This is a genomic window from Kitasatospora kazusensis (assembly GCF_039529945.1).
GTDB classification, from domain to species: Bacteria; Actinomycetota; Actinomycetes; order Streptomycetales; family Streptomycetaceae; genus Kitasatospora; species Kitasatospora kazusensis.
In genome coordinates this window covers 36,127-57,029 of the sequence record NZ_BAAANT010000017.1, presented here as the reverse complement: position 1 = coordinate 57,029, position 20,903 = coordinate 36,127, and the positions used below count along the sequence as shown (strand labels likewise).

Here is a 20,903-nt window from a genome sequence, read left to right as displayed (position 1 = left end):
ATTGCGAGGAGGTCGAAATCCGGCCCCGCCACGCCCCGGCGCGCGGCGGACCGGGCTCGGCCCGGGGGGCCGGAGTCAGCCGCCGATCGCGGACATCGGGCGGTCGGGCTGGACGAAGTCGGCCGAGCCGATGTCGTGGCCGGGCCCCTTGCGGGCGATGGTACTGCGCCAGGCCCGCTCGATCGCGGCGTCCTCGCCGCCGCCGCGCAACAGCGCACGCAGGTCCGACTCCTGGGTGGCGAAGAGACAGTTGCGCAGCTGGCCGTCGGCGGTCAGCCGGACGCGGTCGCAGCCACCGCAGAACGGCCGGGTGACGGAGGCGATCACGCCGACCACCGTGTCGGTGCCCGCGATCCGGAACTCCTCGGCCGGCGCGTTGCCGTGCCGCCCGACCGGGACGAGCTCCCAGCGGCGGCCGAGGATCTCCAGCAGCTCGTCGGCGGTGATCATCCGGTCGCGGCTCCAGCCGCCCTGGGCGTCCAGCGGCATGGACTCGATGAAGCGCATCCGGTACCCGTGCCCGGCCGCGAACTCGACCAGGTCGAGGATCTCGTCGTCGTTGACCCCGCGCACCGGCACGGCGTTGACCTTGACGGGCGCCAGCCCGGCGGCCTGCGCGGCGGCCATCCCGGCGAACACGTCGGCGATCCGGTCCCGGCGGGTGATCTCCGCGTAGCGGTCCGGCCGCAGGGTGTCCAGGCTGACGTTGACCCGGTGCAGCCCGGCCGCCTTGAGGTCGGCCGCCATCCGGGCGAGCCCGATGCCGTTGGTGGTGAGGGACAGTTCGGGGCCGAGCTCCGCGAGCCGGGCCACCAGGCCGGGCAGGCCGCGCCGCAGCAGCGGCTCGCCGCCGGTGAGCCGGACGGACCTGATCCCGAGGTCCCGGACGGCGATCCGGACGAGCCGGACGATCTCGTCGTCGGTGAGCACCTCGGCCTTGGGCAGCCAGTTCAGACCCTCGGCCGGCATGCAGTACGTGCAGCGCAGGTTGCAGCGGTCGGTGAGGGATACCCGCAGGTCGGTGTGGACCCGGCCGAAGCGGTCGACCAGCGGCGCCGGTGCGGCCGGTGCGCCGGGTGCGGCCGGTGCGCCGGGCGTCGGCGCGGGCGTGCGCGGGCGCGTCTGCCGGCGCGTGCGCTTCTGCGTCTGCGTCTGCGTCTGCTCGGTACGGGGTGCCAGAGGTGCCATCTGCCCAGTAGACGGGCCCTGCGTGCCGGAGATCCAGCGGTGGAAGAGCCGGGCCACCGCACCGACCTGCGGGTTTGCCTTGTAGATTCCTCTAACTGTCGCCGTCCGGGCGGGGCGGCCAGACTGTCCCCATGGAAGATCGACAGCAGTCGGCGCCCGCCCCGGCACCTGCCCTGGTGCCCGCCCTGGTGCTGGCCGCAGGTGGCGGGCGGCGGCTCGGCGGACGGCCCAAGGCGCTGATCCCGTACCGGGGGCGGCCGTTGATCGAGCACGCGCTCGCGGTGGTCCGGGCCGGCGGCTGCCGGTCGACGGTGGCGGTACTGGGCGCCGCCGCCGGTCAGGTGCGGTCCGCGGCGGAGCTCGGCGACTGCCGACTTGTCGACAATCCGGACTGGGAGAGCGGCATGGGCTCCTCGCTGCGCGCCGGTCTGGCCGCCCTGCCGCCGGAGACCGCGGCCGTCCTGGTCATGCTGGTGGACACCCCGGGAGTCACCCCCGCCGCCGTGGCCCGGCTGCTCGCCGCGCACCGCGCGGGCGCCGAGCTGGCGGCGGCGGCGTACGCGGGCCGGCGCGGGCACCCCGTCCTGATCGGCGCCCGGCACCTCGCGGAGGCCGCCGCCGGGGCGACCGGGGACGCCGGCGCCCGCGCGCTGCTGGCGGCCCACGCCGGTGAGATCGAGCTGGTCGAGTGCGGCGACGTGGCCGTGCCCGACGATCTCGACACCCCGGCGGACCTCGCGCGCTGGAGCCTGCCCGGCGGAGACCGGCCACCGGTAGACCGCCGGGCCGACCACCCCTGATCTGTCCCTGGGATTAGCGCAAACGCTGCCGAACCCGACACGCATCGGGGACGATGGGAACGACCTGACCTGCCCAGCCGACCCGAACGGACGGTGCGAGCCATGCCCGGAGTACCGCTGCCAGACGACTTCAGCGACCCGGCTCGGTTCAACTCCGGCGCCCACGGCGGCGGGCACAGCGGCGGCGCGAGCGCGATCCGCTGCCCGGCCTGCCGGCGTGAGCATCTGTACGAACCACCCTCACTGCCCTGCCCCTGCGGCGCGCAGCTCCGAGTGCCGCTGCTGCGGGGCGGCGTGCCGGTGCAGGTGCGGTTCAGGTCCTGGGAGGACTCCTGGCTGAGCATGCGGTGCCCGCACTGCGGCCGCAACGACCAGTGGCCGCAGCCCGAGTTCACCTGCAACTGCGGTGCCACCGTGCGCCTTCCGGTGGACCGCGCCCCGCGCCTGCAGAGCACCGGCCTGCTCGGACCGGCCCCGCAGTTCGAACTCCCGCAGCACCACGGCGGCGCGGCGCCGTACCCGCACACCGCCCGGCCGGCCACCGGCGTGGTCCCGACCGTGCCTCCGCAGGGCCACCCGGGCGCCCACCCGGGCCCCCACCCGGCGGAACGGTCCCTGAGCGGCCACGGCGGGCACCACACCGGACAGCAGAACGGGCAGCAGGACGGGCGGCCGGGCGATCGCCACGGCGGCCCACGGGCGCCGTTCCGGCCGCACCCGGTCCGCAGCCCGGAGGACGCCGTGCTGACGGCCGCCCGCTACCTGCAGTGGCTCGGCTTCGACGACCTGGAACTGGCGGACCATCAGGCCGACGTCCCGGTAACGCTGTTGGGCTCCCGGATGGTCGCCCTGGTGGACGCGGGATCCGAACCGGCCGACATCAAGGCCGTCGAGTGCCTCTGGCTGCAGACCCTGCACGCCGAGGAGATCGCCGCCGCGATGTTCGTCCTGGGCGGCTTCTCGCACCAGGCGACGGTACGCGGCGAGCAGCTGCTGGTGGCGCTGTTCCGGCTCGACCTCGCAGGCATCCCGCAGCCCGCCAACGGCGCGGCGGAGGCCCTGATGGAGACGGGGTGGACGTCCTGACGGGGGCCGTACGGACCCTCCGGCACCCCTGACCGACTCCCGGACCGACAGCCCCCCGCCGGAATCTCCGACGTTCGTGATCTGGTGCACAAGCTCGCCCCCGTGTTGAATTGCGGCCACAGCAGTTCCGTTCGCTGGACACGCGCACAAGGAGGTGGCGTTGTCGGAGCACGGTACGGCCCCGGGGGGCACTGCGGACACGGTCTGGCGGCTTCGGTCGCGCGGGTGTTGGCAGGAGGCCGCCGACTTACTCCGGCCCAGCGCCGCGGCGGACCCTGTCGCAGCCCTCGACCGGGCCGAACTACTGATCGAGCAGTGCCTGTTCACCGCCAGACACTGGGAACAGGCCGAGCAGGCCTTACGCCTGGCCGAGGCCGGGGTGGCGAGCGCCGGCCAGCGGGCGGCGGCGTCCTGCGCGCGCGGCTTCCTGGCGTACGTCGCGAGCATCCTCGGCCCGCGCGACCGGCTGGACGAGGCCCAGGCCGCCCTCGGGCGCACCTCGGCCCTGCTCCCGCCGAAGGCACCCGGCCGACCGCTGCTGGACTTCCGGCGCGGGCTGGTCGCGGAGAACCTGCTGCACGATCCGACCGCCGCCTGGATCGCCTACCGGCGGGCGCACGAGGGCGCCGGCGAGTGCGGTGACCGGCTGCTGCGCTCGTACACCTGGCGGCACCTGGCGGCGCTGGCACTGGTGGCGGGCGACCTCGAACGGGCCCGGGAGGGCTTCCGGGCCTCCCTGCGGCTGCGCGAGGAGCTGGGGTTCACGGTCGGGGTCGCACCGGCGCTCGCTGCGCTGGCCGAGGTGTCCGAGCCGGCCGAGGCGGCGCGGCTGCGTGCGGAGGCGGCGCGGCTGATGCAGGCTCTGGGCGGTGTCCCGGTCTGGCTCGCACGCCGCCTGAGCTCCCTCCCCGCCCCCGGCACTCCCCCGGACAGCCGCGTCGGACAGGAAGTCGGAGACTCCATCAGCTAAGGTGAGCCTAACCTGCCCGAGGCGGCCCTCGGGCAGGTTCACCTTGCCGCCGCCGAGCTCCCCGAGCCCCGGTCCGATCGGATGGGGCCCAGCATGACCGTGCGCAGCGCCGAGGCGGGCACCGGACGGACGGCCGACGGACCACCCCTGCTGGCCGGCTACGCCCGCCTGGGCGAGGTCTTCCCCGGGCTGCGGATCCGCCCGGGGCCGCCGCGCTCGGGCCGGGGCTGGATCCGTACCGCCGACTTCCTGCGGGACCGCGACACCCTGCGCGAGCTGATCGCCTTCGACGCCCGCCAGGGCCCGGCCCGGTACGGCGCGCCGCTGCGCCCGGACGTCGCGGCGGGGTTCTGCCTGCACCGCTACTGCTGGCCGGTGGCACTGCTGTTCACCCTGCCCTGGCTGCTGGAGCGGCGGGTGCCGCGGATCCCGGCCGAGCAGGTCTCGATCCGCCGCCGCACGGGCGAACTCACCGTGCAGGCCACCGATTTCCTCTGCCTCCCGGACGATCCGGCGGCCGCGCTGCCCGCCGCCCGGGTGGTGCCGGACGAGGCCGCCCTGCGGGCCGGGCTGCGCGCTGCGCTGACCGAGCACCTGGCGCCGGTGCTGGCCGCCTTCCGCCCCGAGGTGCGGCGCGGACCGCACACCCTCCGGGCCATGGCGACGGACGACGTGATCGAGGGCCTCTGGTACGTCGGCAGCCTGCTCGGCGAGGAGGAGCGGGCCGCCGCCGCGCTGGCCGGGCTGCTGCCCGGCGACGCGTCCTGGTTCACCGGCGGCCCGGACTTCCGGCTGCTGGAGCGGCCCGGCTCGCCGCCGCTCCGCGCCCGTACCCGGCTCAGCTGCTGCCTGCTCTACACCGTGGGTGCGGCCGAATCCTGTTTCAGCTGCCCCCGGTCCTGCCCGGGCCGGAATTAACAGCCCCTCAGTAATCCTATAATCAAATGGCAGATCGGGGAGAATTCCCTCTCCCCGGTACATTGACACGAAATCAGCCATCAACAAGTCGCTGTTCCGCCATGATGGTCCCCGCCGTCATTACGCAGGAAAGCGAGGCTGGTGCAGGTCATGAAACTGTCGGACATACCGCTGGGCTGGGCCATCACGGGCGTGGTCGCACTGGTGGTGACCGCCGTGCTGGTGGCTTTCGCCCGTAACAGGGCCACCGACCGCGCCGGCGGCCCGGACTCCTGGGAGCGCAGCGAGGACCGCCGGCGCCGCAAGGAGTCCCTGTACGGGGGCGCCTCGTACACCCTGTTGTTCTGCTGCGCCGGCGTCGCGGCCGCGCTCTCCTTCCACGGCCTGGTCGGCTTCGGGATCCAGAACCTCGACCTCTCCGGGGGCTGGGAGTACCTGGTGCCGTTCGGTCTGGACGGCGCGGCGATGTTCTGCTCCGTGCTGGCCGTCCGGGAGGCCAGCCACGGGGACGCTGCGCTAGGTTCGCGGATGCTGGTCTGGCTCTTCGCCGGGGCCTCCGCCTGGTTCAACTGGGTGCACGCGCCGCGCGGCGGCGCCCACGACGGGGCCCCGCAGTTCTTCGCCGGGATGTCGCTGTCCGCCGCCGTGCTGTTCGACCGGGCGCTCAAGCAGACCCGGCGGGCCGCGCTGCGGGAGCAGGGGCTGGTGCCCCGGCCGCTGCCGCAGATCCGGATGGTCCGCTGGCTGCGGGCTCCGCTGGAGACGTACGCCGCCTGGTCGTTGATGCTGCTGGAGAACGTCCGCACGCTGGACGAGGCGGTCGAGGAGGTCCGCGACGACAAGCGCGAGGCCGCCGCGAACCGCGAGCGTCAACGGCTCGCGAGCCGGCGCGAGCGCGCGGAGATCCGCGCGCTCGGGCGGCAGCACGGCGGCGCATGGCGCTCGCGCGCCGGCGCGCGGGCACTGCCCGCGCAACTGGAGTCCGGCGGCTCGGAGTCCGCGATACCCCCGGCCGGGACGGCCCTGCCCGAGGCCCCCGCCGAGGGCACCGTCACCCAGCCCGGCCTACCCGCCCGCCAGGCCCGCCTCAGCGTCGACCTCACCCCGGAGGAGGACACCATGACCCTCCCCCGCCTCGACTCCCTGGAGCAGAAACTCAAGGACCTGGAGCAGCAGTTCGGCTGACCCCCGGCCCCTCCGGTACCCGGGACCTCCCGGACCCCGGCACCGTACAGCTCGGGGCAACCACAACAGGGGCGCGTGGGGGTACCTCCCGGCCGAAGGCTGGGGGAGAACTGCGCGCACAACCGTCCACCTACGTGGTGCCCTGGTCACGCAGTTCTCCGCGCCGCCGAAGGCACCCAGTCCTGAACGGTCAACCCGCCCCGGAGGGGCCCCTCAGGCCGCCGGCCCCTCCGGCTCCGCCGAGAGTTCGAACCACATCCGCTTGCCCGACCCCCGGGGCTCCACGCCCCAGCCGTCGGCGAGCGCCTCGACCAGCATCAACCCGCGTCCGGAGGAGGCCTGTTCGCCCGGGGTGCGGCGGGTCGGCCAGAGGTCGGACTCGTCCTCCACCTCGATCCGCAGCCTGGCCCCGCCGCCCTGTTCGGGGTCCCGGTAGAGCCGTGCGGTGAACATCGCGTCCCGGTCGGTGTGCCGGATCGCGTTGGTGACCAGTTCGGAGGCGAGCAGTTCGGCGGTGTCGACCAGCTCCGGGACGCCCCAGCGCCGCAGCGCGTCCCGTAGTTCGCCGCGCAGCTCGGAGATCCGGGCGAGGTCGGCCTGGCCGATCCGGCGCCGCAGCTGCTGGGCGGCCAGGCCGCCGGCCGGGCCGTCCCAGCGGAGCAGCAGCAGCGCTATGTCGTCCTCGCGCTCGGTGGAGTCGGCCGCCTGCGAGGCGATCCGGTCGGCCAGCACGTCCAGCGGGTCGGCGGCGGACTCGCCACGGGCGGGCAGGTCCCGGGAGACGGCCTCGCAGAGCCGGGCGAACCCGGTGTCCAGGTCCATGCCGCGGGCCTCCACCAGGCCGTCGGTGCAGAGCACCACGGTCTCGCCCGGGTCCAGGCTGAACCTGGTGACGCGGTACTCCTCGTCCGAGGCGACGCCCAGCGGCAGCCCGCCGACCACCGGCACCACGGCGGTGCTGCCGTCGGCGCGGCGGACCACCGGGTCGAGGTGGCCGGCCCGGACGGCGTAGACCACGCCGTAGTCGATGTTCACCTCGGCGTACAGACAGGTCGCGAAGTGGTCGGTGTCCAGGTCGGCGAGGAAGCGGGAGGCCCGTGCCATCACGGCGGCGGGCGGGTGGCCCTCGGCGGCGTACGCGCGCAGGGCGATCCGGAGCTGGCCCATGATCCCGGCGGCGTGCACGTCGTGGCCCTGGACGTCGCCGATCACCAGCCCGACGTGCCCGCCGGGCAGCGGCACGACGTCGTACCAGTCGCCGCCGATCTGCAGCCCGGAGCCGGCCGCCAGGTAGCGGACGGTGGTGGTGACCCCGGGGACGGAGGGCACCGTCCGGGGCAGCATGACGCGCTGCAGCCCGGCGGCGAGCTCGTGCTCGGCGTCGTGCAGCCGGGCGCGGGCGAGGGACTGGGCGACCAGGCCGCCGAGGGTGGCGAGCAGGGTGCGCTCGTCCGCGTCCAGCTCGCGGTCGTCGTCGAAGCTGACCAGGCAGACCCCGATCACCCGGCCGCTGGCGACCAGCGGCAGGAAGACCCAGGCGCTGCGGCCGGTCTCGCTGACCCGGGGCCAGGCCTCGGGGTAGCGCTCGCGGTACTCGTCCCGGCTGGCGATCACCACCGGGCCCCGGGTGCGGATCGCCTCGGCGGCCGGGTGGCTGGCCACGATCGGCGAGCGGTCGTACGGGTGCATGTCCTCGGGCCGGTAGCCGGTCGCGCCGAGGATCTGCAGCCGGCCCGCCTCCAGCGAGGCCAGCACCAGGCCGTCCGGCGGCAGGCCGGGGAGCGGCAGCTCGGTGAAGACCCGGGCCACGTCCCGGACGGTGACGGCCTCGGAGAGGGCGCGGGCGGCCTCCTTGATGAAGCGTGAACGCTCCTCCCGCAGGGCGGCCAGCTCGCCGGCCCGGACGCGTTTGTGCAGTTCGACGGTGGCGTCCCAGACGAAGCCGACCATCCGGGAGGCCCGGCCGAAGGCGTCGGCCAGCACCCGGCCGCGGAACCGTGCGGCGTGCATCTCCCCGCCCGGGAAGACCGTCCGGTAGTAGGCGCCGCACTGGCCGAGCTCGGTGACCGCGCGCTCGACCCGGCGGCGCACCACGGGTGCGTCCTCGGGGTGCAGCATCGCGAGGAAGGCGGCGGAACTGCGGTCGAAGCGGTCGGCCGCCAGGCCGAGGATGGCGCAGGCCCTGGGGTCGCCCTCCAGGACGTCGTGGCGGATGTCCCAGTCGAACGAGCCGATGCCGTTGGCGGCCATCGCGGGTTCGAGCCAGTCGGGGGTGGACTCGCCGCTGCGGGTCGGCAGCCCCCTGGCGACCGCGGGCGCGGCCCGGCCGGCCACCAGGCCGGACGCGGTGCGCAGGGCGCCGGAGGCCGCCGCGGTTCTCGCCGTCTGGGCCGGTGGGGTGCGGCGTGCGGGCCCTTGCGGCTCGGGCTCTGTCGCCATGCTTCTCCTACCGCTGCCGTGCCACTGCCGTCCGGGCGGACCGCGTGGCCACACATTCTCACTATCCTGTCGAAAGATTACTAGTACCGTCCCGTTTCGACCGAGAGCGCCCGCCTCCCGAAAGTCGGCGCGCAGCGGCGTACGGTGCGCAGACACACCACCCGGGACCGGAAAGGCGGACGGGCGCGTCGGAGCCCGGCCGATCCTGCCGGGCGCCCGGGCCGCTCAGTGCGCGCCGAGCTCGAACCAGGTGACCTTGCCGTCCCCGCGCAGCTGCACGCCCCAGTCGTCGGCGAGCGCCTCGACCAGCATCAGCCCCCGCCCGGAGGTGGCGAACTCGGCCGGCGACCGGCGGCCGGGCAGCCGGGAGGTGCCGTCCTGCACCTCGACCCGCAGCCGCTGCTCGGGCGTGAGGACGGCGTCGAAGACCGCTCCGCGCTCGGTGTGCAGCAGCGCGTTGGTGACCAGCTCGGCGGCCAGCAGCTCGGCGGTGTCCGCGAGCTCGGGCACGCCCCAGAGCGTCAGCGCCGCGCGCAGCCGGTGCCGGACGGCGCCGACCGCGAGCAGGTCGGCCGGTTCGAGCGCGGTGTGCAGCCGCCGGTGCAGCGAGCACTCCGGATCGCGGACCGGAGCCGGGACGTCACCGAGTCCGGCCGGCGCGGCCGTGTCACTGTTCGAAGACGTCCGCTGGCGCGGAAACCTCGCCTGACCATCCATCACCGTACGCCCCCGCCTTCTCACGGGTGGCCACCGCGCCGAGTCCCCCACCGGCCGGGCCGACCCCTTCTTGCTGACGACCATCCTCATGCCCACCCCGCGCCGTTCGCAACAGTGCGTACGCGGTCATCGGGGGTGAAACGGGAGTTGGGGGGCGCTGAAGTGATCCAATTGACGGCGCCGTGGAGGTTTGCGGCCGGTCCGACCGGCAAATGGTGAACGGGCGTCAGTTCGAGAACGCGGCCGGGCAACCGCCGGGCCGCCCGTCCCGGACGCACCGCGCCGGTCCCGCACGGCCACCCCTCCCGTCTGCCGGAACCCGGGGTGACGGCGGGTCACCCCACCGGCGGAGCCGGCCGGTGCTTTCCGTGCAGGACGGCGGCAGCCCGTTCGAGGAAGGAACGGAACAGTTCACGTTCCCCCCCTTCGAACGCCGTCCAGAGCGCCGATTCGATCTCCACGGCGCGCGCGTCGGCCGCCGCCACCAGCGTGCGCCCCGCCTCGCTCAGCCGGGTGACCAGCACCTTGCTGTGCACCTCGGACTGCTCGCGCTCGACCAGCCCCTTGGCCTCCAGGTTGGCGAGCACCCCCGCCATGGTCTGCGGGGTGACGGCCGCCCCGCGCGCCAGCTGGGCACCCGACATCCCGGACCGCTCGGTGAGCTGCAGCAGCACCGCGTACTGCGGGACCGTCAGGTCCAGCTCGCGCAGCGCCTCGGTCTTGGCCGCCATCATGGCCTGCTCGGCCCGCTTGATCGCGAGCCCCAGGCGCAGCTGCGCCCCTCGGGGGCCGGCCAGCATCTCGGCGGGGTCGGTGGTCATGGCGGCTGCCTCTCCTCGGCGGTCCGGTTCGAACCCGGGCGGGCCCCGACCAGTATCGCGGTCACCCGCCCGGGTGAGGCGCGCGGACGCTCACGCCGTCCGCAGGACGTACTTCCCGGTCGCCGCCCGCCCTTCCAGCAGTTCGTGCGCCCTGACCACGCCGTCCCAGCCGATCTCCTCGGCCTCGGCCCGCAGGGTGCCGTCGGCGACCATCCGCAGCCCCTCCAGCAGGTGCGCGCGGAACAGGTCGGGGCGGCGCGCCAGCACGCCGCCCATGTTGTAGCCGGCCAGGGTGAAGCTGTCGTACCAGACCTGGTCGGCCCCCAGCGTGATGTCCCGGTCGGCGGCGTCGCCGATGACGACGTGCCGGCCGAGGACGGCGAGCAGCCCGCGCACCTGCTCGCGCGGTTCGCCGCCGACCGAGTCGATCACCACGTCGAAGCCCTGTCCGTCCGTCAGCCCGGGGGTGCGGTCGGCCAGCTCGCCGTAGCCGAGCGTGTGGTGGTAACCGCTCGCGGCCGCGCGGGCGGCCCGCTCGGGCGTGCTCGCGGCGCCGACCACCAGCGCGGCGCCGTACGCGCGGGCGAGCCCGCCGAGCAGTGTGCCGAGCGCGCCGGAGGCCCCGAGGACGAGCACCCGGTCGCCCTCGGCGAGCCGGGCCGCGCCGCGCAGGGTGCCGACGGCGGTGGCCGCGTTGCAGGCGGTGGCGGCGGCGAGCAGCGGGCTCAGGCCCGCGAGTTCACCCTCCAGGGGGACGGTGGTGACCTCGCCGGCGACGACGCGCTCCGCGTAGCCGCCGAAGCCGGTCACCACGGCGGCCACCGGCTGGCCCACCCGCAGGCCCGTCACCCCCTCCCCGAGCTCGGCGACCGTACCGGCGACCTCCAGGCCGGGCACCGCCGGCAGCGGCAGCGGGAACTGCCCGCGCCGGAACATCACGTCGGCGAAGTGCACGCCGGCGTGGCTGACGTCGATGGCGACCTCGCCGGGCCCGGGCTGCGGCACGGGTACGTCGGCGGTCTCCAGGACCTCGGGGCCACCGGTGCGGGTGTAGCGGACTGCGCGCATGACGGCGCTCCTCACGGCTCACAACACTGAAACAGATGCCTTATGTATATCAGGCACCTGATACATAGAGGGCACCGACTACTCCCTTGCGGCCTCCGGCGCGCCGAACGGTTCGCGGTGGGCAACGCTGGACAGGGCGGCGCGACCCGGGTTCAATGGCCGGAGATGTTTGAACGTCGTTCTAACCACTCCGAGTCCCCGGCAACCGTGAGCGAGGCGCCATGCGACTGACACCGACCGAACGGGACCGGCTGCTGATCTTCACGGCCGCCGAACTGGCCCGCGCGCGCCGTGCCCGCGGCGTCCGGCTGAACGTCCCCGAAGCCACCGCGCTCATCGCCGACACCGTCTGCGAAGCCGCCCGCGACGGCCGCCGCCTCGCCGAAGCCATCCACGCCGGCCGCACCGTCCTCACCGCGGACGACGTCCTCCCCGGCGTACCCGACGTCGTCACCGTCATCCAGGTCGAAGCCGTCTTCGACGACGGCACCCGCCTCGCCGTCGTCAACGACCCCTTCCAGGGCCACGGCTCCCTCGGCGACGACGCCCCCGGCACCGCCCTGCCCGGCAGCGGCGAAGGCTACGACCCCACCGAGGAGACCATCCGCCTCCCCGTCCACAACACCTCCGGCGTCCCGATCTCGGTCACCTCCCACTTCCACTTCTTCGAAGCCAACCCCCGCCTCGCCTTCGACCGCGCCGCCGCCTACGGCACCCATCTCGCCGTCCCGGCCGGCTCCACCGTCCGCTTCGACCCGGGCGCCACCGTCGAGATCGGCCTCACCCCCATCGGCGGCACCCGCGTCGCCATCGGCTTCGCCGGCCTCGTCGACGGCCCCCTCGACGCGCCCGGCGCCCGCGAAGCAGCCCTGGAGAAGGCCCGCGCCACCGGCTACCTCACCACCTACGACAACGCGGAGCCCCAGTCATGACCGCCATCACCCCCCATGACTACATCGCCGTCCACGGCCCCCGCACCGGCGACCGCATCCGGCTGGGCGACTCCGGCCTCATCGTCCGCGTCGAATCCGACTCGCAGGCCCCCGGCGACGAATTCCTGGCCGGCTTCGGCAAGACCGCCCGCGACGGCCTCCACCTCAAGGCCGCCGCCGTCCGCGACACCTGCGACCTCGTCATCAGCAACGTCCTGGTCATCGACGCCGTGCAGGGCATCCGCAAGACCAGCATCGGCATCGTCGACGGACGCATCGCCGCCATCGGCCGCGCCGGCAACCCCGACACCCTCGACGGCGTCGAGGTCGTCGTCGGCACCGGTACCACCATCGTCTCCGGCGAAGGCATGATCGCCACCGCCGGAGCCATCGACACCCACGTCCACCTGCTCTCCCCCCGCATCATGGAGGCCTCCCTCGCCTCCGGTGTCACCACGATCATCGGCCAGGAGTTCGGACCCGTCTGGGGTGTCGGCGTCAACTCCCCCTGGGCGCTGCGGCACGCCTTCAACGCCTTCGACGCCTGGCCCGTCAACATCGGCTTCCTCGCCCGCGGCTCCTCCTCCGACCCCGCGCCCCTCGTCGAGGCCCTCACCGAGGGCGGCGCCTCCGGTTTCAAGGTCCACGAGGACATGGGCGCCCACACCCGCGCCCTCGACACCGCCCTGCGCGTCGCCGAGGAGCACGACGTCCAGGTCGCCCTGCACACCGACGGCCTCAACGAGTGCCTCTCCGTCGAGGACACCCTCGCCGTCCTCGAAGGCCGCACCATCCACGCCTTCCACATCGAGGGCTGCGGCGGCGGGCACGTCCCCAACGTCCTCAAGATGGCCGGCGTCCCCAACGTCATCGGCTCCTCCACCAACCCCACCCTCCCCTTCGGCCGCGACGCCCTCGGCGAGCACTTCGGCATGATCGTCTCCGCCCACGACCTCAAGACCGACCTCCCCGGCGACGCCGCCATGGCCCGCGACCGCATCCGCGCCGGCACCATGGGCGCCGAGGACGTCCTCCACGACCTCGGTGTCATCGGTATCACCTCCTCCGACGCCCAGGGCATGGGCCGGGCCGGCGAGACCGTCCGCCGCACCTTCGCCATGGCCGGCAAGATGAAGACCGAACTCGGCCCCCTCGACGGCCAGGGCTCCTACGGCACCAACCACGCCGGCGACGACAACGAGCGCGTCCTGCGCTACATCGCCAAACTCACCATCAACCCCGCCATCGCCCACGGCCTCGCCCACGAGGTCGGCTCCATCGAGACCGGCAAACTCGCCGACATCGTCCTCTGGCGCCCCGACCACTTCGGCGCGAAGCCCCAACTCGTCCTCAAGGCCGGCTTCCCCGCCTACGGCGTCACGGGCGACCCCAACGCCTCCACCGACCGCTGCGAACCCCTCGTCCTCGGCCCCCAGTTCGGCGCCCACGGCACCACCGCGGCCGACATCTCCGTCGCCTTCGTCGCCCAGGCCGCCGCCGACGCCTCCTACCTCGACACCGCCGCCGACCAACTCCCCACCCGCCGACGCCGCGTCGGCGTCCGCAACACCCGCGGCATCGGCCCCCGCAACATGATCCGCAACGCCCGCACCGGCAACGTCCACGTCGAACCCACCACCGGCCTGGTCACCCTCGACGGCGAACCACTGCGCTCCGACCCCGCCGACACGGTCTCCCTCAGCCGCCTCTACTTCCTGTAACCACCCTTCACTGCTTAGGATTTCACCCTCATGACGACTCCCGCCTCCCTCGGTTACCGGATGCCCGCCGAGTGGCACCCGCACGAGCGCACCTGGATGGCCTTCCCCACCGACAACCCGACCTTCGACGAGCCCGCGCACCTGCACGCCGCCCGCGAGGCCTGGGCCCGGGTCGCCAACACGATCGTCCGGTACGAGCCGGTGACCCTGATCGTCAACACCGGTGAACTGGCGGACGCGCGCAAGTACGTCTCGCCCGAGGTCGAGTTGGTCGAGCGTCCGCTGGACGACGCCTGGATGCGCGACATCGGCCCGACCTTCCTGCTCGGCGGCAACGGCGAACTGGCCGCCACCGACTGGGTGTTCAACGGCTGGGGGGCGCAGTCCTGGGCCCGCTGGGAGCACGACCAGCACATCGCCGAGGAGATCACCGGTCTGACGGGCGTGCAGCGCTTCGCCTCGAAGCTGATCAACGAGGGCGGCGGCATCCACGTCGACGGCGAGGGCACCGTCCTGGTCACCGAGACCGTCCAGCTCGGCGAGGGGCGCAACTCCGACTGGACGAAGGAGGCCGTCGAGGCCGAGCTGCACGCCTTCCTCGGCACCACGAAGGCCATCTGGCTGCCGCGCGGACTCACCCGCGACTACGACCAGTTCGGCACCCGGGGCCACATCGACATCGTGGCCTCCTTCGTCCGCCCGGGCGTCGTGGTCGCCCACGTCCAGCCCGACCCGGCCCACCCCGACCACGCGGTCTGCAAGGAACTGGTCGCCCTCCTGCGCACCTCGACGGACGCGGCCGGCCGGCTCCTGGAGGTCATCGAGGTGCCCGCACCGACCGTCCTGACCGACGAGGAGGGCGAGCCGGTCGACTTCTCCTACATCAACCACTACGTCGCCAACGGCGCGGTCATCCTCTGCGCCTTCGACGACCCCCGCGACCAGGTCGCCGCGGCCGTCCTGGCCGACGCCTACCCGGGCCGCAAGATCGAGCTGGTCGACGCCCGCGAGATCTTCGCCAACGGCGGCGGCATCCACTGCATCACCCAGCAGCAGCCGAAGGCCGGCTGAGCCTCCCCCGTCCTGCCCGCTCTCCCGATCTCCCGCTCTCCCGGTCTCCCGGAGGAGAGCGGGAGAGCGGCGCTCCCGGGGGCCGGCCCGGAGGCCCCGGGGGGCCGGGTCCCGCCGCCGGTCTGCTTGGCTGGGCCCATGCGATCCGACCGTGTGCTGTATCTGCTGGGATCCGCCGCTCCGCCGGTGTTCGACGTGCGCCCGGTGATCGGGCAGGCGCAGGCCGCCGGCTGGGACGTGTGCCTCGGGCTGACGTCGACCGCCGCCGACTGGCTGGCGGGCGACCTCGCGGAGCTGGAGGAGCTGACCGGGCATCCGATCAGGCACCGGCACCGCACGCCGGAGGAGGCCGATCCGTGGCCGCCGGCGACGGTCGCCCTGATCGCTCCGGCGACCTTCAACACGATCAACTCGTGGGCGCTCGGCCTCACCTCGGAGTGGGTGGTGGCATTCGCCTCGGAGGCGGTCGGCAGGGGGCTCCCGCTGGTGATGATGCCGTGCGTCAACACCGGACTGACGGGACATCCGCAGTTCGACCGGAGCATCGGTACGCTGCGGGGCGCCGGGGTTCGGGTGCTGCTCGGGGAGGGGGCCTTCGTCCCGGACGCGCCGAAGCAGAGCGACCGGACGACGTACCCGTGGAGCGCGGCGCTGGCGGCGGTCGCGGAGGCCGCCGGGTGGTGACCGCGCGTCTGCCGCCCGGCAGCCTCCGGGCAGCAGGAGTCTGTTCGTACGGATACTCCTCCAGGTGGAGAACGGACCACCCTCCGGACTGACTCGCGGACGGCCGCGACTTCCTAGGCTTGCGCTGTGGACCGACTCGGCACGAGGCTCCAGCAGCTTCCCCTGATGCCCGACGCCCTCTGGGCGGCGCTGTTCCTGTACCTCGGCCTGCGGGCGGCGGTCCAGGGGCAGGATGCGACCGGCCCGCAGCAGGTCGCGCACGTCTCGTCGGCCCTCCTCCTCTGCGGCCTCGCCCTCCTGCGCCGCCACCGTCCGGACGCGGCCACGGGCGCCGTGATCGCCCTCGGGTTCGGGCAGCTCCTCACGGGCCTGGACCCGGACTGGACGGTCTCCGGCCCCGGCTGTCTCCTGTTCGCCTACACCGGCGCCGCCTTCGGTTCACGCCGGATCTCCCGGGCGGCACTCGTCGGCGCGCTGACGGGCGGCCCGCTGGCGGTCCTGCTGCAGGACTCCGGCGCGCACGCCGCCGGCCTGCTGGCGGACCTGCTGCTGTTCGGCCCCCTGCTGTCGGCGCCGTTCGTACTCTGCTGGGTCTGGGGCCACCAGGCCCGGGCCCGCCGGGCGCACCTGGCCGGGCTGGAGGAGCGCGTGCGGCGCGGACGGGCCGCACGGGCCGAGTCCGTGCTCGCGGCCGAGCGGGCCCGGATAGCCCGTGAGCTGCACGACGTGGTCGCGCACGAGGTCTCCGCCATGGTCGTGCAGGCCGACGGCGCCAGGTACGTCATGGACAAGTCGCCGCACCGGGCGGAGGAGGCGCTCGGCACGATCGCGTCCACCGGCCGACAGGCCCGGGCGGAGTTGCGCCGCGCGCTCGGGCTGCTGCCGGCGTCCGGGGGCGACGCGGAGCGGATACGCCGTCGTTGAGACCGACCGGGCCCGGGTGCGCGGCGCCCGGTGGCTCAGACCACGGTCGGCGGCCGGGTGGGCGTCCCGCCGGTGGTGGCCGGGGGCTGGGAGCCCGCCTCCCGGAGGGCGGCGGCGATCGCGGCCTCCAGTTCGGTCCGGACGCCCGGGGTGAGCGAGTTGAGGGCGGCGGTCAGCTTGGGCAGCAGGTCGCCCCACGGCTCACCGGCGGCGGCCGGGACGGGGGCGCTGGTGAGTGCCTTCTGCAGCCACCAGCAGACCGCGAAGGCGACGCTGTCGCGGCCCGGCTGGGAGGTGACCGCGTTGAGGGTCTCCTCGTGGATGAAACGGCGCAGGTCGGCCTCGGTGAATGCGGCCATGGGGTCCTCCTCGACGGGCGGCGGCGGGGGCTGGGGCGCCGGTGTCGGCGCGTTGCCGGGGGCGAACGACAGCGCCCACGAGCGGAGTTCGTCCGTACTGCCGAGCGGGCAGTAGTCGCTGTCGACCGGGCTGTCGGTGTACTGGTGGAACAGCCAGTTCGCGCGGATGCCGGGGTCTCCGGCGGCGCGTCCGGCGGTGGCGATCCAGAGGAAGTCGCCGACGTGGCCGGTCGTGTCGACACGGTTCCAGTAGTCGGTGTTGCAGTAGAGCCCTACCGGATTGTGCGGCAGACACCCCTTGACGTAGCCGAGGTAGTCCTCCTTGTACGCCAACTGGTCCGCGGCGCTGACGTCCTGGTTCGCGGAGTCGTAGCCCTCCCAGTCGAGGACCACCATGTCCCCCGGCTGCCAGGCGACCTGGGCGAGGAAGTAGTCGGCCTCGCTGCGGTCGCTGTTGTGCATGTGGGGGTAGTGGTAGGCGCCCCACACCAGGCCGTCCGCCTTCGCGTGGTCACGTTGCGAGACCCACTCCGGATTGACGTACGACAACCCCTCCGTCACCTTCACGAACGCGAAGCTCAGGCCGCTCGTGTCCGGCCGACTGTCCTGGTACGACGCCCAGTCCTGACCATAGATACCCACTGCAACTCCCGACCGTTCCGTTTCAGCCACCGGAACGCTACCCACAGCGTCGGCTGCCTAACGCGTGGATCCTCCCGACGTGACGGCCCCGGCCGGGTGATCCGCTCCGGGCAGGGCCCGGCCCCTTGTGCCGGTAGGGTCGGCCGTGCGCCGATCACCGATCGCCCGGGGCCTGCGGGTCGGCGCGGTGCCGGGCGCCCGTCCGGTTCCCGGCGCCGGGGGCCGGGCACGTTTCGGCCGTATCGTGGGGACCCGGTCCCGGCAGCCAGGAGGAAGAGCAGATGGCGGAGCCACGGGCGCGCCGTGCTGCGCGACCGCGTGAAGAGGTGTTCGCCGCCGCGCGGGCGGCCGTCGCGGAGCACGGGCTCGCGAAGCTGACCATGGCCGGGCTGGGGAAGCAGCTCCAGATGAGTGCCGGTCATCTCCTGTACTACTTCGGCAGCAAGGACCAGTTGCTGCTGGAGACCCTGCGCTGGAGCGAGGAGCAGCTCGGCGAACGCCGCCGCTCCGCGCTCGGCCGGGAGGGCGCCGGGCTGTGGGAGCGGCTGGCCGCGTACACGGAGCTCTACCTCCCCGAGGGGCCCGGCGATCCGCGCTGGATCCTCTGGCTGGAGGTGTGGGGCCGGTCCCCGGCCAGTGCGGAGATCCGGCAGGGGCAGTTGGAGATCGAGGCACCCTGGCAGGCCGACCTGGCGGCGCTGATCGAGGAGGGCGCGGCGGCCGGGACGTTCTCGGCCGTGGCACCCGACGACCGGGCCGTGCAGATCCGGGCGCTGCTGGACGGCTTCGCGGTGCCGATCGCGATCGGCCTGCCCGGCGCCGGCCGCGAGGCCGCCGCCGCCCACGTCGCCTCCGTCGCGGCCGCACTGCTCGGCGGGCGCTGACCCGTCGCGCCGGCTGCGCTCCGGTCCGCGACCGGCACTACTCCGTCCAGACCGCCACGGCCGTGCGGTCGTCGGCGTACCCCTTGGCCCGCACCTGGACCTGGCGCAGGAAGTCGACGGTGCCGGGCGGGTGCGGGTGCGCCCAGTGACTGGAGAGGAAGTGCGCCACCGCCGGCTCCTCGGCGACCGGCTCGGCCAGCCCCGGGGTGCAGAGCAGCAGGATGTCACCGGGCGTGGCCGGGACCAGGCGGAACCGGAACGGGCGCGGCGCGGCGCCACCGGCGGCCGGGATGGGCTGCTCCCCGTCCGGGTGGTGCAGCAGCCGGGCGGCGTACGCGTCGATCCAGTGCCCGGAACGCAACAGGTAGAGCCCGCCCGGGCCGACGCCGAACGCGGCACGGTGGGTGGCGGCCGGGTCGAGCGGGACCAGCAGGCAGTGCAGCGACCCGGTGTCGAGCGGGGGCAGGTCGGGGGAACCGTCTTCCGGTGAGACGTCCTCCGGCGAGCCTCCGACCGGGCCGAGGGCGTCGGACGGGAGCGCAGGCGAAGCCGAAGGCGAGACGGGCGCGGAGCCGTCCGAGGTGGGGCCGTCGGAGGGCCGGCTGCCGGCGGCCGCGCGCAGCGGGGCGGCGGCGCGGGCCGCGAGGCGTTGCAGGCCGTAGCGCAGGCGGTCGCGGGCGCCGTCCCGCAGGTCTGCGGCGAGTTCGAGCCTGCTGCGGCCGACGGCGGCCGTGAGCTGGCGGACCGCCTCGGCCGCCGCGACGGACGGGGGCTGCGAGCGGCTCGGCGCGCCCAGAACGGCCAGCAGGAGGCCGTCGGGGCCGTCGCCGAAGCGGGTGACCAGCAGCGCGTCGCGTCGCGGCTCCCCCCGGTAGCGGGCCGAGTCACCCCGGACGGAGACCGCCCGGAGGGTGGTGCCGCCGTACTGCGCGCCTTCCAGCGCCGTGTCGGGAACCACCGCCGCGAGCCCGTCCGGGTCGGCGTCGGGCAGTGCGGTGGGCTCGGGGCCGTAGGTGGGCGGGCGCTCACCGACGTGCGGGACCGGGGGTTGCTCCGGCTGGCGGGTGGCCGGACGCCCGGGCGTCGGCGCAGGCGCGACCGGCGCCGGGGGCGGCTCCTCGGCGGACGCGGCGGGGGTGACGGGGACGGGAGTCCGGGCCGTGGCGGTACGGGGAGCCGGCGGCTGCTCCGTGCGCTGCTCCGGCTTCTGTTCCGTACGCTGAGCGCCGATCATGCCTGCGGCTGTGTCGAACCACTCGTCGACGCTCAGTTCGGGCAGTTCGGGCAGTTCGGCGCTCTCGTCGGCAACCGCATCCGGTTCGGCGAGTACCGCGAGTTCCGCCGGGGCAGCCCACGCAGCAGGCTCAGGGGACACAGCAGGCTCGACGGCGGGCTCCGGCTCCACATCCGGCTCCGGCTCCGCGCCCGGCTCCCGCCGCTCCGTACCGCGCTGGGCGCCGATCATGCCCGCCGCCGAGTCGAACCAGTCGTCGACACTGCCCTCGTCGGCCACGGCGCCGGGGGTGTCCGGCAGGGTGTCCGCCGGGCCCGTGTAGACCGCCTGCCACCAGCCGTCCTCCGACCGGTGCTGTGGCGGTGCGCCCTGCTTGCTCATCTGGCGGCTCCTCGTCCGTGTCTGCCGTCTGCCGAGCGGGCTCTGTGCCGGACTCGACGTCATTGTCCCCAAGGAGAACGACGGTGTCCGGGATTCGGGGACAACCCGTCACTCGGCGGGTGTCGCATTCCGGCCGCACGCCGGTCCGATCCGTCCGACCTGCCCGGAAGTGCCCCAAGCAGGGCCGATTCACCGGGGCCGAGCAGGGGGAAAGCGGAAAAATGAAGGCCGGTAAGGGGCATCGCTTCACTCCTTCGGCTGATTAATATGTGCGCATGACCGCGCCAGGAACGACCGCACCGCCGCCGGGGAGGACCACCCAGGTGGGCCACCCGGTGATCGCGGTGTGGGCGCTGCTGCTCGTGGCCCTGCTGGCGCTGCTGCCGTGCGCGGACCGCGTACCCGCCGGAGCGCAGACTCCGCCGAGCGCGGCCGGGACCATGTTCGGCCCGACGGCCGGGACCACCGCGGTCACCGGCCTGCCGGCCCTGTCCGCCCGGAGCGGCAGCGGCACGACGCACTCGGCCCACGCCCGGCCACCGGCGCACGCCCAGGTGGCGGCCGCCGCCTCGGAAGCCGCCGACCCGGCGCTCACCTGGTGCTCGGCCGACGGCCGGCACCCGCAGCCGGGCGACGGCTGCTCGGACCAGCCGTTCCGCGGCGCCGAGAGCCAGCTCCCGAACGCACCGCCCCAGCCGACGGCCATCGTGCCGGCCCGGCTGGTGCTGGAGCGGGCGGTACCGTCCGCCCTCGTGGTCGCGACCCAGGTCGGTCCCGACCACGCGCCCGACCTCCACACCCTGCAGGTCCACCGGGCCTAGCGGAACCCACCGCCGACCCCGCCCCTGGGCGGACCGGCGGCTCCGCCTCCCCTGCCAC

At 74.3% G+C, this 20,903-nt stretch carries 19 protein-coding genes; 12 read left to right on the top strand and 7 right to left on the bottom strand.

Going from position 1 to position 20,903, the window contains the following annotated elements; translation table 11 throughout:
• Nucleotides 1–75: 75 nt before the first annotated feature.
• A complete protein-coding gene (gene moaA, locus ABD330_RS16650; protein WP_344465660.1) occupies nt 76–1,188 on the bottom strand; it encodes a GTP 3',8-cyclase MoaA in 1,113 nt (370 codons plus the stop codon).
• Between the two features lie 131 nt (nt 1,189–1,319).
• On the opposite strand from moaA, the gene ABD330_RS16645 reads away from it, so the two are divergent.
• The 5 genes from ABD330_RS16645 to ABD330_RS16625 all read left to right on the top strand — a co-directional run bounded on the left by ABD330_RS16645 (nt 1,320) and on the right by ABD330_RS16625 (nt 6,147).
• On the top strand, nt 1,320–1,988 hold the full coding sequence (locus tag ABD330_RS16645) for a nucleotidyltransferase family protein (protein WP_344465658.1): 669 nt from the start codon (nt 1,320–1,322) through the stop codon (nt 1,986–1,988).
• A gap of 102 nt (nt 1,989–2,090) precedes the next feature.
• A complete protein-coding gene (locus ABD330_RS16640) occupies nt 2,091–3,074 on the top strand; it encodes a hypothetical protein (protein WP_344465656.1) in 984 nt (327 codons plus the stop codon).
• Nucleotides 3,075–3,234: 160 nt separating this feature from the next.
• Complete coding sequence (locus ABD330_RS16635; protein WP_344465654.1) at nt 3,235–4,044, top strand: hypothetical protein; 810 nt, start codon at nt 3,235–3,237, stop codon at nt 4,042–4,044.
• A 93-nt stretch (nt 4,045–4,137) separates the two neighbouring features.
• Complete coding sequence (locus ABD330_RS16630; protein ID WP_344465652.1) at nt 4,138–4,962, top strand: iron-sulfur protein; 825 nt, start codon at nt 4,138–4,140, stop codon at nt 4,960–4,962.
• A gap of 150 nt (nt 4,963–5,112) precedes the next feature.
• The gene (locus ABD330_RS16625; RefSeq protein WP_344465650.1) at nt 5,113–6,147 is read left to right on the top strand and encodes a DUF2637 domain-containing protein; all 1,035 of its coding nucleotides are present in this window, start codon (nt 5,113–5,115) and stop codon (nt 6,145–6,147) included.
• Between the two features lie 213 nt (nt 6,148–6,360).
• Here the strand turns inward: ABD330_RS16625 and ABD330_RS16620 are convergent, their stop codons facing one another.
• From ABD330_RS16620 to ABD330_RS16605, 4 genes are all read right to left on the bottom strand, one after another.
• Nucleotides 6,361–8,586 carry a SpoIIE family protein phosphatase gene (locus tag ABD330_RS16620; protein WP_344465648.1) on the bottom strand — a complete coding sequence of 742 codons (2,226 nt, stop codon included), beginning with the start codon at nt 8,584–8,586 and terminating at the stop codon, nt 6,361–6,363.
• Nucleotides 8,587–8,811: 225 nt separating this feature from the next.
• On the bottom strand, nt 8,812–9,303 hold the full coding sequence (locus ABD330_RS16615; RefSeq protein ID WP_344465646.1) for an ATP-binding protein: 492 nt from the start codon (nt 9,301–9,303) through the stop codon (nt 8,812–8,814).
• A gap of 335 nt (nt 9,304–9,638) precedes the next feature.
• A complete protein-coding gene (locus tag ABD330_RS16610; RefSeq protein WP_344465644.1) occupies nt 9,639–10,124 on the bottom strand; it encodes a MarR family winged helix-turn-helix transcriptional regulator in 486 nt (161 codons plus the stop codon).
• 90 nt (nt 10,125–10,214) lie between these two features.
• Nucleotides 10,215–11,192, bottom strand: coding sequence for a quinone oxidoreductase family protein (locus ABD330_RS16605; protein WP_344465642.1), 978 nt, complete (start codon nt 11,190–11,192; stop codon nt 10,215–10,217).
• 221 nt (nt 11,193–11,413) lie between these two features.
• Here ABD330_RS16605 and ABD330_RS16600 point away from each other — a divergent pair, with 221 nt between their 5' ends.
• The 5 genes from ABD330_RS16600 to ABD330_RS16580 all read left to right on the top strand — a co-directional run bounded on the left by ABD330_RS16600 (nt 11,414) and on the right by ABD330_RS16580 (nt 16,524).
• Nucleotides 11,414–12,124 carry an urease subunit gamma gene (locus ABD330_RS16600; RefSeq protein ID WP_344465640.1) on the top strand — a complete coding sequence of 237 codons (711 nt, stop codon included), beginning with the start codon at nt 11,414–11,416 and terminating at the stop codon, nt 12,122–12,124.
• Nucleotides 12,121–13,845 carry an urease subunit alpha gene (locus ABD330_RS16595; RefSeq protein WP_344465638.1) on the top strand — a complete coding sequence of 575 codons (1,725 nt, stop codon included), beginning with the start codon at nt 12,121–12,123 and terminating at the stop codon, nt 13,843–13,845. Before ABD330_RS16600 ends, ABD330_RS16595 begins: the two co-directional genes overlap by 4 nt.
• A gap of 30 nt (nt 13,846–13,875) precedes the next feature.
• Complete coding sequence (locus ABD330_RS16590; protein ID WP_344465636.1) at nt 13,876–14,916, top strand: agmatine deiminase family protein; 1,041 nt, start codon at nt 13,876–13,878, stop codon at nt 14,914–14,916.
• A gap of 138 nt (nt 14,917–15,054) precedes the next feature.
• The gene (locus tag ABD330_RS16585; RefSeq protein ID WP_344465634.1) at nt 15,055–15,600 is read left to right on the top strand and encodes a flavoprotein; all 546 of its coding nucleotides are present in this window, start codon (nt 15,055–15,057) and stop codon (nt 15,598–15,600) included.
• Nucleotides 15,601–15,726: 126 nt separating this feature from the next.
• On the top strand, nt 15,727–16,524 hold the full coding sequence (locus ABD330_RS16580) for a histidine kinase dimerization/phosphoacceptor domain-containing protein (RefSeq protein ID WP_344465632.1): 798 nt from the start codon (nt 15,727–15,729) through the stop codon (nt 16,522–16,524).
• Nucleotides 16,525–16,559: 35 nt separating this feature from the next.
• On the opposite strand, the gene ABD330_RS16575 is transcribed toward ABD330_RS16580, so the two are convergent.
• Nucleotides 16,560–17,525: a glycoside hydrolase family 25 protein gene (locus ABD330_RS16575; RefSeq protein ID WP_344465630.1), complete on the bottom strand. Its 966-nt coding sequence runs from the start codon at nt 17,523–17,525 to the stop codon at nt 16,560–16,562.
• 281 nt (nt 17,526–17,806) lie between these two features.
• On the opposite strand from ABD330_RS16575, the gene ABD330_RS16570 reads away from it, so the two are divergent.
• Nucleotides 17,807–18,409 carry a TetR family transcriptional regulator C-terminal domain-containing protein gene (locus ABD330_RS16570; protein WP_344465628.1) on the top strand — a complete coding sequence of 201 codons (603 nt, stop codon included), beginning with the start codon at nt 17,807–17,809 and terminating at the stop codon, nt 18,407–18,409.
• Nucleotides 18,410–18,446: 37 nt separating this feature from the next.
• Here ABD330_RS16570 and ABD330_RS16565 read toward each other — a convergent pair whose 3' ends face one another.
• Complete coding sequence (locus tag ABD330_RS16565) at nt 18,447–20,024, bottom strand: protein phosphatase 2C domain-containing protein (RefSeq protein ID WP_344465626.1); 1,578 nt, start codon at nt 20,022–20,024, stop codon at nt 18,447–18,449.
• Between the two features lie 275 nt (nt 20,025–20,299).
• Here ABD330_RS16565 and ABD330_RS16560 point away from each other — a divergent pair, with 275 nt between their 5' ends.
• A complete protein-coding gene (locus ABD330_RS16560; RefSeq protein WP_344465624.1) occupies nt 20,300–20,845 on the top strand; it encodes a hypothetical protein in 546 nt (181 codons plus the stop codon).
• Nucleotides 20,846–20,903 lie beyond the last annotated feature (58 nt).